This window comes from Mucilaginibacter sp. PAMB04168 (genome assembly GCF_039634365.2).
GTDB lineage: Bacteria > Bacteroidota > Bacteroidia > Sphingobacteriales > Sphingobacteriaceae > Mucilaginibacter.
Genome location: NZ_CP155079.2, coordinates 2842003 through 2854908, shown reverse-complemented (window position 1 = coordinate 2854908; position 12906 = coordinate 2842003). Strand labels below are relative to the sequence as shown.

Genomic DNA, 12906 nt, shown 5'->3' with positions numbered 1-12906 from the left:
GCTTTAGAAGATTATTACAGGAACTGGTTCGTCTGTTTCTAAAAAGCGAATTAATAACAATTACATCTAATGCCTTGCTCTTCAAAGGAGTGGGAATTACGTACAAAGCCATTTTACGCTTAAGATTCAACCGAATGCTGACGATAGGCAGCTAACTTTCAAAATAGGCTCAACGGTTTCACATCTGGCCCTTTGAACCAGTCGCCCGATTTGTTGTCGGCCTTGTTGATGCTTTTGCTGATCTCTACTTTGAGTAAAGCGCTATTTTCAATTGGTTTCAGTACTTCGGCGCGCTCTGGGTAAGAGAGTTGGGTATTAAGCCATACATCAGCCTCAGCGCGGGTAAGTATTACGGGCATACGGTTGTGCACTTCGCCCACCATTTGATTGGGCTCGCGGGTTATAACTGTGCAGCTGAGCAGGGGAGTATCAAGCCGGGTGTTATAATCCCACAATCCGGCCAGCAGCATCAGGCTGCCATCGGCCATGCTGAAATAGTAAGGTGTTTTTGTGCCGGTACGTTCCCATTCGTAAAAGCCATCAATGGCTATAATGCAATGGCGCTTACCCAAAAGGTGTTTGAAGGCTGGCTTCTGGCCCATGTCTTCGCTCCGGGCGTTATGGGTATGATACTCAGGATAAGCGTTGCACCATGCCGGCACCAGCGGCCAATGGAAATGACGCAACGTGTCAGGTGCCTTATCAACCAAGCCAAATATGTAGGTCCCTTTACATGCAAAGGCGTTCAGGTCACCAGACCGGGCCGGTTCGCCATCTTTAACACCCAGCCGTTTGGCTGTTTCCGTGCTACTTCCAAAATTTATCCTGCCGCACATAATGAACGCTAAATTACGCTAAAAAGGCTTTATACACAATAATGAGGTAACTAAGCACTTCTAATCTTTTTGAATAAATGATGTATCTTGGTTGCCAGATATTAATTTAAAACGCACATGAATACCAGCAACTACGCCTTATACCAATACTGCATACTTAAAGTGAACACCAAGTTATTTAGCAGTAAGATAGAGTTTGAACTGGACTTAGGTGAGGATAGCGCCACACTTGCCACTTACAACGAAGCCATTAACCAAAAACACAGCAGGTGCAAAAGTACAGCCACCTGGTTGATGGGCTTAATTACCTGGCCACCCTTGGTTGGGAAATCGTAAACGTATACTATCGCGAATTTAGTGGCACCACTTACAACAACCCGCAATACTTGCTCAAACGCCTGGTAAGCGATAAAGCTTAAATAAGGTTAGTAAGGCAAGCTCCCCAGCTCGGCTACTATATTTAATTTATGCCACACATCTGCGCCTGATGGCAGATAACCTCATTGATTATTTGAAACACGTAGCATATACTAATTATGGCTGCAAACACGCCTGTAATAAAGCTGATTTCAGCCACAGATGGAAGTATGCCCGGCAGTTACGAACAGCTAGTGCAAGCTAATGTTAAAGCGTTATGCAGTAAGATTAGTCTTCATTAAGAGTTCCGATAAAAAGTTGTAGGTTTTAAACTCGTTAACTGTCGGAACCCAATAAATAACGCTCACCATGTTTTCGTCTATATCACTAACAGTCATTTCCAGGCTGCCTGATTTTAATTTTACAACGTCGCCAATTTTAATATCTGTATTATGCATATAAAGGTTGTTTACTCATATAAACAACTTTGTATGCAAACTGATTGAGTGACTACAATTTTTGTTCTAAAACGTCGATAGGTGGGTAAATATACTGAACAGCTAAAAATTGCTTGATTTTAGGTACTCACCAGATTTTAGTGTCATGAAAAAAGGGGAGATCACTCGCCCCTTTTTAAACCAAATTTTTCAATTTTGCTATATAAATGACTTCGCTGAATGTCTATATCGTCAGCTGTTTTGGAAACGTTCCAGTTGTTCTTTTCCAACTTAAATTTGATATACTCGCGCTCAGCGTAATCCTTATACTCCTGAAAATTCTTAAACTGCTCAAAGTCGGTTTGTGGCGCAGCGGCCGCACCTGCCGTTACACTAACTGGTGCCGATGGATTGGCAAACGCCTTAACATCGCTATCGGTAATCACCTTGTCGCTTAAAATAATCAAGCGCTCAATCATGTTACGCAACTCACGAATGTTACCCGTCCATGGCAAGGCTCTAAGCGCCTCTAAGCCAGCATCACTAATGCGTTTGGTGGGCATACCGTATTCATTGCAAATCTCTTCTAAAAAGCTGGTTGCTAGCAAAGGTATATCATCGCGGCGCTCAATAAGCGGCGGTACGTGTATCAAAATAACGCTTAGGCGGTGGTACAAGTCCATACGGAAGTTACCATCTTCAATTTCTTTAAGCAGGTCCTTGTTGGTTGCCGCTACTACACGTACATCCACCTCAATTTCCTTTTCGCCACCCACGCGTGTAATACGGCTTTCCTGTAAAGCACGCAGAACTTTAGCCTGAGCAGAGTGGCTCATATCACCAATCTCATCCAAAAACAAAGTGCCACCATTGGCTTGTTCAAACTTACCAATACGCTGCTTTACAGCAGAAGTAAATGAACCTTTCTCGTGCCCAAATAACTCACTCTCAATTAGTTCCGAAGGTATCGCGGCGCAGTTCACCTCAATGATAGGGCCATTGCTGCGGTTCGATTTCTCGTGCAACCAGCGGGCCACCAGTTCCTTACCGCTACCATTGGCACCGGTTACCAATACACGGGCCTCAGTAGGGCCAACACGATCTATAGTTTCTTTGATTTTTAAAATAGACTGCGATTCGCCCAGTATAGGACGAACTTTAGACACCTTACGTTTTAATACCTTGGCTTCGGTAACCAAGCTTCCGCGGTCGAGCGCGTTACGTACGGTAATTAAAAGGCGGTTAAGATCTGGCGGTTTAGAAATAAAATCGAAAGCGCCTTTTTTACTGGCTTCTACTGCAGTTTCAACAGTACCGTGGCCGGATATCATGATAAAAGGCAGGTCAGGCTTAATGGCCATACCCTCAGTAAGGACCTCCATACCGTCCATGCGATTCATTTTGATATCGCACAGCACTAAATCATAATCGTTCTTTTGTATTAGCTGAAGTCCGTCAACGCCGTTGTCCACATCTTCAACATGGTAGTCTTCGTATTCTAAAATTTCGCGCAAGGTGTTGCGTATTGCGCGCTCGTCATCAATAATTAAAATTTTAGCCATGTTTTTCAGGAAGTAGTATGTTTTTTCGGCTGCTAATATAGCTATTTGTATAGTAAAACAAACACTTTTTGTAATGTTCGGGAAATAATTAACCCCTCCTGGTTGTACAAGAGGGGTTAAATACAGCAGCAAAACTGTAAGCCGGGTTTTGTGCTGCCTTGCGGCAGTTTCTATCATTAATCTGGACCTGTCATCGCTGACCGGCTCTATCAACCTACCCATCCTGGCGATACTGCTTACGCAACATCCGGAAGCGAGCAACCTCCATAAACCAGGACCTATTTGGTCTTTCAACTCCTGAGGTTTACCGCAAACATAGTTACCTATGCCTGCCGTGAGCTCTTACCTCACGTTTTCACCCTTACCTAACCTAAGCCAGGCGGTATATTTTCTGTGGCACTGGCTGTCGCCCGCTGCGAAGCGCCTTCCCGTTAAGAAGCAGGATGCTCTATGTTGCCCGGACTTTCCTCCGCCCAAACTAAATCAGGCAGCGATAGAACGTTTTGCAGTGCAAAGATACTGCTTTTCGTATGGCCTGCGTTAACAATCATGCAGAAAGTGATCTGGCCCGGTTAGATAATTGTGGTTATCAATCTCAATTACAATTGTTTAAGTCTTTATTTACTTGTTCAATTGAATGGAGCCCCTGATTATTTCCAAATGAATTTTGTACATAAGTAAGTACCTGAGCAATTTCGACCGGGGTAAGGTCAGCAGGCGGCATTTGCCCGTTGTAAGCTTTACTATTGACAAGTATGGGTAGTTTTAAACCGTTTTTGACATAACATGCTAATTTGCTGCGGTTGTTTTTCAGGAACAGCGAATCGGTGAGCGGCGGTATGAGAGCGGCCAAACCTTCGCCTTGCGGACCATGGCAATTCTGACAACGCGTTTTGTACAGTTGTTGACCTGATGTATAGTAGCGCATAAATTCTAGTTTTTGCTCGCTTTGGCAAGAGTATGCCAATACGATGATTGCGCCTAAAAGAACAAAGATAACTTTCAGTTTCATTGTGCTATACTGTTTGAAGTCTCATTTTGAAGTGTTTTAATATCGCCGATTAGCTTTTGCACCTCGTCGGCATTTGTGCCGTCATAAGTACCACGAATGCGTTTTTGCTTATCAACTAATATAAAATACCCCGCATGTACAAAGCCACCCGGGGCATTCTTGTCTTCTTGTACTGCGGTTAAATAGTTTCCGGCCAATTTGTATGTAGCTTCTTTATCTCCTTGCAAAAACCACCAATTGTTACCGGTGATGCCTAGTTTTTCGGCATAGCTTTTTAATACAGGCACGCTATCATGTTTGGGATCGATGCTATGCGATATAATTTTAACATTGCCCGAAGTTTTAAATTCATTGTAAACATTGAGCATGTTGCGGTGCATAACCGGGCAAATAGATGGGCAACTTGTAAAAAAGAAATCGGCTACATAAATACTGCCGTCTAAAGATTTGCGTGTTATTTCTTTGCCATATTGGTTCACAAACTTAAAATCGGGTATGGTTTGGTAAACGGTATCAGTTACCGTTTTTCTGTTCACCGTTTTGGTTATAGGCTCGCGGTTACCGTATATGGGTAGTATAGTATTGCTTTTATTTTGTGTACACGAACTCCAAATCAAAGCAGTGATAAAAGTTAAGTTAATCAATTTCATTTTTTTAAAGTACTTATAAGTTGGTTTGATTGGTTAACGGCTGTAGCTAGCTGGTTATTTATCTTGCTAACTTTCTTTTTTTGGTCGTCCAGGTATTGCATAACTTCCTCGTGAGATTTGCCTGTATTATCGGCATTAAACTGATGCATCCAGTCTTCCATTGCCTTATCTGCGATACTAAGACTGTTAACCACAGGCGTAACTTTGGCGGCTTCGTCTGCGTTGTTTTTAATCAAGCTATCCAACAGCATCTTATTCCTTACAGCCTGCTCATCATGAGCCATGGCTTTGTCATGTATTTCGATTACTTTGCTTAGCGCTTCCTTTTCCTGCTTTTTAGTGTCGGTGCATGCAGTTGCTAATAGTGTTATTGATGCCAATAAGATATATAATTTCATAATGAGGTTCTTTTAATTCTTTTCAACTAAGTCCATTCCACATTGTGGGCAAATGCCTGGCTTATCTGCCTTTACATCTGGGTGCATAGTGCAGGTATAAACAGTTTTGTCTTCGTTATTCGGCGCTATGGTTTTGGTTTGTGATGATTGATTGCACGCAGCTAAAGTAATCATCAGGCAAAGAATGCTTAATTTTTTCATGTTATTTGTTTTTTAAAAAAGCTGCAAAACCAAACAAAGATACAACTAACACACCGGCTGCAGCCAACATGCTAACTATGTCTCGAATGTTTTTGCCAGCCCAAGTCATACCAAAGTATTTGTGTAAAAAGATGAATGAGAAACCTTCGGTACGGTCAATACCGGCAACTTTTGTAGCTAGCTTTGCAGAAGAGGTTTCGATATACCAGTCTTCATTGTGCGGGTAACTTACTTTAACAACCGGCAAGCGTTTGTTAATAAAGCCGTATTCCTCTGTAAATTGCTTAACAGGTTCGGTGTTTAGCAGCAATTTGTGATACTGATGGGATTTGTTGCCAAAGTAACCGGCCAAATACTGTGCAAATTTATTGTCTCCACCATCAAGAATACTACCGTTTACTGCATTTATATACAAATACTCTTTTTTGTTATTGAGTACCTGATAATACGCAAGCCCATTGAATTTTATTATACTTATGCGCTTAATTAAACTATCAGCTATAACCAAATTCAGATTGCTGGCTCCTAAGTCAGACCGATTGATTAGTTGCTCAAAGGGTTTTTGTGCGGCACCCTGGTTTTGTAATTTAACCCATAAATGAAACCCTCCGCTTATTACGAAGCAAAGCATTACAAACGACACGATTAAACCTAGCTGACGGTGGAAGCGGTGTACAAAGCGATTATTGTGCCGTCCGTTTGCTTCTTGTTTTAGTCTGATCTGTTTAAAGCGGTTCCAAAAAAGTCCGTATACAATTATGCCCGAAAGTAAGGACAACAGCATGAACGAGACAATAATTAGCAGTACAACAATGCGGAATGTTTCTCCTGCTAAATCTCCCAAAAATTGCCAGTTGTGAAACTGTTTAAAAATCCATAAAAATGTTTTACGGGTGTTGTTGTTGAACGTTCCCAGGCGGCTTTGGCTGGTTTCTATATAAACGTCCATTCCATCGGCTCTTTTTAAAGAGATTTTCCAAACCGGTAAGAGGCGATTAATAGGTGCATAATTGTCGTCATAGCTTTTTTGCAACACGGTACTTTTAATAGCAGAAACTGAGTCTTGCGTAAAATACCGGGCAAGGTAAATGGCGTATTGTTGATCGCCGTTAGGCAAAATGCTGCCATCGGTAGCAGAATAATAACTGTAAGAACTATCGCGTTTTAGCAATTGATAGTAGGTGCCTTTTGCAAAGTGTACCAAACTAAAGTTCCTGATCTCGACCGCCTGGTTTTTATCCATAATTTGCTGTAAGGAAAGCTTTGGGGCCATTTGTTGCTGGCTGAGTGGCTTAAATACTTCCTGCGGAATAAAAGGCCTAAACCAGTTTGACATGAAAGGGTGGGAAAGGCCACTAACAGTCCAAAATATTATGGGCACCAGGCTTATCAAACCAATAACGCGGTGCCATTTATAAAACTTCCGCTTGGCTGTTTTGGGTTGTAACTGAACTTCCATAATTAATATTTTGAAAATGAATAGCTAATGCCTAACGTGTACGTACGCGGAGGAGCAGCATAATATGTGTCGCCATACTGGTTGCTGGTTACCGAGGTAGCATAAAGTTCATTGGTTATGTTCAGGGCATTGAACCAGATGCCGGCACCTTTCAAGACTTGTTGCTTAAAGTCATATCCCAAACGCAGGTTAGCAACGTTATAGCCATTATAACGCTTGCTATTAGCCGGATTTGTATAATATTGATTTATGTGCTGCCATTCAGTTGCTGCTCGAAAACCATGCAAAAATGCCGGTTTATAAGTAAGCTCGGCGTTTGCAATCCAACTGGGGGCATTGCTCATGCGCTTACCATTGTAAACGGTGACCTGGGTTTGCCCTGTGCCAAAGTTTGTGCTTACCTCGCTATAGTCTTTGTAAGTGTGGTAGGCATTAGTTCCGCTAAAGCGAAGGGCAAGTTGTTGTACAGGCAGGTAGGTAAGTGTATACTCAATACCGCGATGCTGTGTAGCTCCTGCATTTTGATTTTGTGTGGTATTATCCGGAAGCAGCTGGCTAATAATCTCATTTTTGCCTTCCAGGTCATACAAACTCACTTCCGCATATAGCTTATTATTTAGCATGGTGAACCAGCCGCCTACCTCATAATTATTAAAGGTAGCCTGTTTTAAAGGCACTTGCTGCCGCGAGCTGAATAAGTCGCCTGTTTCGGGAGGTTGAAAGCCTAAACTATAGTTGGCGTATAAGCCTTTATGGTTACCTAAATTGTATGTTAAACCAAGTTTAGGCGCTAAAACGTCAAAGTTATTGGTTTGCTGCTGTTTGTATTTGGTATTACTGGGCGGTAATCCATTTTTAAAGTTATAATTCACTCGGTCATAACGTAGCCCCATCACAATGCGTAGCGGCTCAGCCGGTTTAATCTCGTACTGGGCGTAAGCTGCCGTATTGAATAATTTAATGCGGTAATCATCGATATAAGTACCAGTGTTACTGTACCCTGTATAAAAATTATTAGCCACGTCTTTTTGTATACTTAACGCTTGTGCATAAAACGAGCTTGGACTATTATCGAGATACACACCGGCAATTAATCTGGAGTTTAAAAAGTTGAAATTTAAACGGTGCTGTGCAAGTAACCCGTAGCTATTGAAACGTTGGTCGTTAACCTGCCCATTCGAGCTTACATACTGGCCGGTACTACTGCGCACATCAGAAATAAAGTAGCTGGGCAACTGTGCAGTCGAATTATTGCGGAAATATAGCGTTACAAATGTTTGTGCTTTGCTGCTCCAGGCATGATCTAACCTCGCATTGGCTCTTAAAGCTTTAACCCTACGATAAGTAAATTGCTGGTTGCTGCTATAACTACGGTTATAAAATCTGAGGCTATCCAGGCTGCCGGGCGTTTGGGTGTTCAGGTAGTTGTATGATCCTGATACAGTAAGATGGGTTGCCGAAGTAAAATCATAGGTGGTTTTTAAGCTGGCCGAGTACTTGTCAAAGTCTGAATAATCCTGCCAGCTATCGGCTTGGTGGGCAATATAGCCGCCAACATATAAACCAAACTTTCCGCTGGTAAAGCCACCGTCGGCATCAACGCGCCTGTAATGATAGTTATCGCCCTGTAATTGTAAGCGTCCGGCATAACCGGTTGGTGGATTTTGCGTAATAAAATTTACTGCTCCGCCAATTGAGTTGCTACCATATAATGATGATGCTGGACCTTTGATTACCTCAATATCCTTTACACTGTTCATATTTATCTCGTACAAAGCATTGTGGTTAAAAATGCCTGTAGGCCGTATAGGCAGGCCATCTTCCATATAAAGATACAAGGCGTTATAGGTGATAGGTTGCCTGATGGCCATGGTGTGCTGCTCATTACCGAGATTAACCATGTATACGCCGGCAACCTTGTTCAAAAGCTGGTATAAGGCAGTAGCTTTTGTGTCCTGAATTTGCACCGTGTTAATCTTGCTAATCGCAATAGGGGCGTTTTCACGTGCTTGTCCTTCACGGCTGGCCGAAATTATGACCGGCTGCAAATCGACAGCCGAAGGTGATAAGCTCACACTGATCTTGGCATCACCCGGGTTTATTTTCATAATTTGGGTGGTGTAACCCATATAGGTAAAACGCAGCCTCGAAGAAAGAGCAATGTTAAATTCGCCAAAACGATTGGTGATTGTGCTGATATTGCTTTTAGAGCTACTGTCTGCACTACTTACTGTTACGCCAGACAATGGTTCATGTGTTATGGCATCAACTACATTTCCATGCGTACCAGTTTGAGCCGATAGACATAAGGGTATATATAGTAAAAGGTATAATATAATTTTCCGCATAAAGAATAATTAGGCAAAGTGCCTTTAGGTTGTTACTAAATTATTTTACAATGTGTTATGCGATTTTTTGACGATAGAGCATATACCGTAATGTATAGCTTAGTTGTTGCCATTCCGGTTTAAGATTGGGATGCTACTACGTTAACTATTAAGCAACTTTATAACATGCTTATTAGCCTCAAAGCAGAACCAAATTTGTAGTCAATAAAATCTTAAAATAATTAAGCCACTTGCGGAGGGCGAAGGATAGATTGGCTTACCTGTTGTGTTGACATCACCTGGTAATTGCCGGGGATGAGACGCAGTAATTGAGCATAAAATTTAAATGAAAAGCCAGAAGCGAAATACACGTCCTGGTAAAGGCTTTTTTGTGTTTGGTGCTCGGCACTACGTTCTTTTTCTTCGGCCTGTTTAATCTTTTTCATCAGATAACAGCGGCCGTTACAGTTAAGCCAGGGTTTAGCACGATTTTCACAAAGCTTTTCGGCAATGTATTTTTGATTTACTTCAAAGCCTGCGTAAATAAAGAGCCGCGTAAAGTTAGCGGTGATTATTATGCAAATTAAAAGTAAGGCTAAAAACCGTTTAAACATTGGCACAAAATTAACACTTTCCTATTACAACGCTTTAATGTTTATTGTTTTTATGTAAGGTCACTATCGAATATAATTGGTTGCACTAATTCGAACTGAATTTTCTTATCGTATGTAAGTTAGGTAAAAAGTAGTTTTTCAGTGTTGAAGGGCAGGTGAGTCAACCAAAGGCTTAGAATTCACGATTCATACCTCCAAATTAAATTATAAGCTAAACAAAAAACACATAGATAAACCTTACTTTTATGGCCTCTAATTAAGACAATAAAGCAGTATGTTCTCTAAAACCAGCATAGCCCATTTCAATCAACTGGAAACCCCTTTTTATTACTACGATCTTGATTTGCTTCAGCAAACAGTAGCTGCTTGTATCGCAGCTGCACAGCCACACAATTACCACGTGCATTATGCACTGAAAGCCAACTTTAATCCTAAAGTGCTGCAAATTATACAGGCAGCGGGCATGGGTGCCGATTGTGTGAGCGGCAACGAAGTTAAGGAAGCCATAGCGCAGGGTTTTGATAAAAACAAAGTGGTATTCGCGGGTGTAGGCAAGTCCGACCGTGAAATCAACGCGGCGCTGGATGCTGAAATATTTTGCTTTAATGTCGAGTCTGTTCAGGAATTGGAAATCATTAATGAACTGGCGGCAGTTAAAGGCAAAGTTGCCCGTGTAGCTATTCGGATAAATCCTAATGTGGATGCACATACCCATCATTTTATTACCACCGGCTTAGAAGAGAACAAATTTGGCATTAATACCTGGCAACTTGACGATGTGATAACTACCTTGAAAAGCTGCGATAATTTAGATTTCACAGGCATACATTTTCATGTTGGCTCGCAAATAACAAATCTTGATGTTTTCAAAAATCTTTGCGGTAGGGTAAATGAGTTAAGCAATTGGTTTGAGCAGCAGAACATGCCGGTTAAAGTGTTAAATGTAGGCGGTGGTTTAGGGGTAGATTACTATCAGCCCGATAATAACCCAATTGGCGACTTTAACAGCTTTTTCAAAATATATCGCGATCACTTAAAAGTGAAGCCGGGACAGGAAGTGCATTTTGAACTGGGCCGCGCATTGGTGGCACAATCGGCATCGTTGGTATCCCGGGTACTTTATGTAAAAAATGGTCAGAAAAAGAATTTTTTGGTGCTGGATGCAGGTATGACTGAGTTGATACGGCCCATGCTTTACCAGGCTTATCACCACATCGAGAATTTAACGCGATTGCATGGAACCGAAGCAGCAACAGTTAATTATGATGTGGTTGGTCCGATTTGTGAAAGTACTGACAGTTTCAGAACAGATGTTGCTTTGCCCGAATCTAAAAGGGGTGATTTAATCGCTGTTAGAACGGCGGGCGCTTACGGTGAGGTTATGGCTTCGTCGTACAACTTGCGCGACCGGGTGCAAAGTGTATATTCTACTCAGACTGAGCTGCTGGATGTACAACAATAATAACCCGCGCTTAACTTAGCGTTAATGCTTGGCCCGTAACTTCGTATTAATTCGAAACCGGGACACTTATGAAAGCATTACAATTAATTAAATCGCTACTGGTAAGCGTAAAAGAATGGATGGTGTTGCGCAGCTTCAAATCATCCTTTATTCATTAGTGGATAAACGATTTACTGTCAATATCCATTTATTATGAACAATTTGACCCTGATATAGTTCGGGTTATGTAAATGGATATTCATCATACTACCAATTCTTTCAATAAGCATTTATTCGGTCCCAATTTTCATTGGGGAGTTTCTACCGCTGCGTTTCAAACAGAGGGCGCATGGAATGCTAACGGAAAAGGGCCATCTATATGGGACACCTTTACGCAAAAAAAAGGTAAAGTTCACGGAAATCAGAATGCCTTTGTTGCCTGTGATTTTTATAACCGTTATGAGCAGGACATAGACCTGATCAAACAGCTTAATATACCTAATTTTCGCTTCTCTATAGCCTGGTCGCGTATTTTGCCTGATGGAACAGGCATTGTTAACCAAGACGGTATAAACTTTTATAATAAGGTTATTGATTATTGCTTACAACAAGGGGTAGAACCATGGCTTACTCTTTACCACTGGGACTTACCACAAACCCTTGAAAATAGGGGAGGCTGGACCAACAGGGAAAGTATAGAATGGTTTTCGGGCTTTGTGGAGCTGTGTGCCAAGCACTTTGGCGACCGGGTTAAACATTGGATGGTGATGAACGAGCCGGCGGTATTTACAGGTGCCGGTTACTTTTTAGGCTTACATGCACCAGGCCGTACGGGCTTAAAAAACTTTTTACCGGCGGTACACCATGTTACTTTAAGTATAGCAGCTGGTGCGCGTAAATTACGCAGCTTGCTTCCTGATGTGGTAATCGGTAATACATTTTCCTGTTCTCACATTGAACCTTATAGTGCTAAAGCTAATGACGTGGCAGCAGCAAAGCGCGCCGACGTATTAATAAACCGGCTATATATAGAGCCACTTCTTGGCTTAGGGTACCCGATTGCAGATTTGCCGGTACTGCAAAAGCTAGAAAAGTATTTTAAGCCAGGCGACGAAGACGCTTTAGCATTTGATTTCGACTTTATAGGTTTGCAAAACTATACGCGTGAGGTGGTTAAGCATTCGTTCTTTACTCCGTACATCAGCGCTAAATTGGTTGAAGCTAAAACACGCAATGTGCCTTTAACGGAAATGGGGTGGGAGGTTTACCCACAGGCCATGTATGAGATTTTAAAAAAGTTTAGCGCTTATCCGCAAATTAAACGCATACTTATTACCGAAAATGGTGCGGCATTCAAAGACACCTTACAGGATACACGTTTAAACGATATTTTGCGTATCCAATATATACAAGATAATTTACAACAGTTACTGAGAGCAAAACAGGAGGGATGCCCAGTAGATGGTTACTTTATATGGACACTCACAGATAATTTTGAGTGGGCTGAGGGCTACCGCCCGAGATTTGGTTTGGTGCATATTGATTTCGAAACCCAACAACGCACCATAAAAAATTCTGGATATTGGTATAGGAATTTCCTCAAGTAAGTGCA

General features: G+C 41.8%; 13 protein-coding genes and 1 other RNA gene. 3 read left to right on the top strand and 11 right to left on the bottom strand.

Features of this window, described 5'->3' with window-relative positions:
• Positions 1-158 precede the first annotated feature (158 nt).
• Entirely contained in the window at positions 159-836 is a 678-nt protein-coding gene (locus ABDD94_RS12115) for an SOS response-associated peptidase (protein ID WP_345952462.1), read from the bottom strand.
• Between the two features lie 117 nt (positions 837-953).
• On the opposite strand from ABDD94_RS12115, the gene ABDD94_RS12110 reads away from it, so the two are divergent.
• Positions 954-1172, top strand: a complete 219-nt coding sequence (locus tag ABDD94_RS12110; RefSeq protein WP_345952461.1) for a hypothetical protein — start codon at positions 954-956, stop codon at positions 1170-1172.
• A 296-nt stretch (positions 1173-1468) separates the two neighbouring features.
• On the opposite strand, the gene ABDD94_RS12105 is transcribed toward ABDD94_RS12110, so the two are convergent.
• The 10 genes from ABDD94_RS12105 to ABDD94_RS12060 all read right to left on the bottom strand — a co-directional run bounded on the left by ABDD94_RS12105 (position 1469) and on the right by ABDD94_RS12060 (position 9685).
• Entirely contained in the window at positions 1469-1651 is a 183-nt protein-coding gene (locus ABDD94_RS12105) for a DUF2158 domain-containing protein (RefSeq protein WP_345952460.1), read from the bottom strand.
• 161 nt (positions 1652-1812) lie between these two features.
• A complete protein-coding gene (locus ABDD94_RS12100; RefSeq protein WP_345952459.1) occupies positions 1813-3192 on the bottom strand; it encodes a sigma-54 dependent transcriptional regulator in 1380 nt (459 codons plus the stop codon).
• A 121-nt stretch (positions 3193-3313) separates the two neighbouring features.
• An RNA gene (rnpB, locus tag ABDD94_RS12095) (RNase P RNA component class A) lies at positions 3314-3702 on the bottom strand.
• 85 nt (positions 3703-3787) lie between these two features.
• Positions 3788-4204 (bottom strand): cytochrome c, encoded by a 417-nt coding sequence (locus ABDD94_RS12090; protein ID WP_345952458.1) that lies wholly within the window; start codon positions 4202-4204, stop codon positions 3788-3790.
• Positions 4201-4854, bottom strand: coding sequence for an SCO family protein (locus ABDD94_RS12085; protein WP_345952457.1), 654 nt, complete (start codon positions 4852-4854; stop codon positions 4201-4203). Before ABDD94_RS12085 ends, ABDD94_RS12090 begins: the two co-directional genes overlap by 4 nt.
• Positions 4851-5252 (bottom strand): hypothetical protein, encoded by a 402-nt coding sequence (locus tag ABDD94_RS12080; protein ID WP_345952456.1) that lies wholly within the window; start codon positions 5250-5252, stop codon positions 4851-4853. Before ABDD94_RS12080 ends, ABDD94_RS12085 begins: the two co-directional genes overlap by 4 nt.
• A 12-nt stretch (positions 5253-5264) precedes the next feature.
• Complete coding sequence (locus ABDD94_RS12075) at positions 5265-5453, bottom strand: heavy metal-binding domain-containing protein (RefSeq protein WP_345952455.1); 189 nt, start codon at positions 5451-5453, stop codon at positions 5265-5267.
• Position 5454: 1 nt separating this feature from the next.
• On the bottom strand, positions 5455-6912 hold the full coding sequence (locus ABDD94_RS12070) for a PepSY domain-containing protein (protein ID WP_345952454.1): 1458 nt from the start codon (positions 6910-6912) through the stop codon (positions 5455-5457).
• A 2-nt stretch (positions 6913-6914) separates the two neighbouring features.
• A complete protein-coding gene (locus tag ABDD94_RS12065) occupies positions 6915-9260 on the bottom strand; it encodes a TonB-dependent receptor (RefSeq protein WP_345952453.1) in 2346 nt (781 codons plus the stop codon).
• A 221-nt stretch (positions 9261-9481) separates the two neighbouring features.
• Positions 9482-9685: a hypothetical protein gene (locus tag ABDD94_RS12060; protein ID WP_345951840.1), complete on the bottom strand. Its 204-nt coding sequence runs from the start codon at positions 9683-9685 to the stop codon at positions 9482-9484.
• A 442-nt stretch (positions 9686-10127) separates the two neighbouring features.
• Here ABDD94_RS12060 and lysA point away from each other — a divergent pair, with 442 nt between their 5' ends.
• Together lysA and ABDD94_RS12050 are read left to right on the top strand one after the other, a co-directional pair.
• Positions 10128-11315, top strand: a complete 1188-nt coding sequence (lysA, locus tag ABDD94_RS12055; RefSeq protein ID WP_345952452.1) for a diaminopimelate decarboxylase — start codon at positions 10128-10130, stop codon at positions 11313-11315.
• A gap of 230 nt (positions 11316-11545) precedes the next feature.
• Positions 11546-12901, top strand: coding sequence for a GH1 family beta-glucosidase (locus ABDD94_RS12050; RefSeq protein ID WP_345952451.1), 1356 nt, complete (start codon positions 11546-11548; stop codon positions 12899-12901).
• The last annotated feature ends 5 nt before the right edge of the window (positions 12902-12906 follow it).

Excerpts from the sequence above, each read along its gene's own strand:
- ABDD94_RS12070 (WP_345952454.1), bottom strand. The coding sequence starts at position 6,912 with ATGGAAGTTCAGTTACAACCCAAAACAGCCAAGCGGAAGTTTTATAAA.
- ABDD94_RS12115 (WP_345952462.1), bottom strand. The coding sequence starts at position 836 with ATGTGCGGCAGGATAAATTTTGGAAGTAGCACGGAAACAGCCAAACGG.
- ABDD94_RS12105 (WP_345952460.1), bottom strand. The coding sequence starts at position 1,651 with ATGCATAATACAGATATTAAAATTGGCGACGTTGTAAAATTAAAATCA.
- ABDD94_RS12100 (WP_345952459.1), bottom strand. The coding sequence starts at position 3,192 with ATGGCTAAAATTTTAATTATTGATGACGAGCGCGCAATACGCAACACC.
- lysA (WP_345952452.1), top strand. The coding sequence starts at position 10,128 with ATGTTCTCTAAAACCAGCATAGCCCATTTCAATCAACTGGAAACCCCT.
- ABDD94_RS12080 (WP_345952456.1), bottom strand. The coding sequence starts at position 5,252 with ATGAAATTATATATCTTATTGGCATCAATAACACTATTAGCAACTGCA.
- ABDD94_RS12090 (WP_345952458.1), bottom strand. The coding sequence starts at position 4,204 with ATGAAACTGAAAGTTATCTTTGTTCTTTTAGGCGCAATCATCGTATTG.
- ABDD94_RS12065 (WP_345952453.1), bottom strand. The coding sequence starts at position 9,260 with ATGCGGAAAATTATATTATACCTTTTACTATATATACCCTTATGTCTA.
- ABDD94_RS12050 (WP_345952451.1), top strand. The coding sequence starts at position 11,546 with ATGGATATTCATCATACTACCAATTCTTTCAATAAGCATTTATTCGGT.
- ABDD94_RS12060 (WP_345951840.1), bottom strand. The coding sequence starts at position 9,685 with ATGAAAAAGATTAAACAGGCCGAAGAAAAAGAACGTAGTGCCGAGCAC.
- ABDD94_RS12075 (WP_345952455.1), bottom strand. The coding sequence starts at position 5,453 with ATGAAAAAATTAAGCATTCTTTGCCTGATGATTACTTTAGCTGCGTGC.
- ABDD94_RS12110 (WP_345952461.1), top strand. The coding sequence starts at position 954 with ATGAATACCAGCAACTACGCCTTATACCAATACTGCATACTTAAAGTG.
- ABDD94_RS12085 (WP_345952457.1), bottom strand. The coding sequence starts at position 4,854 with ATGAAATTGATTAACTTAACTTTTATCACTGCTTTGATTTGGAGTTCG.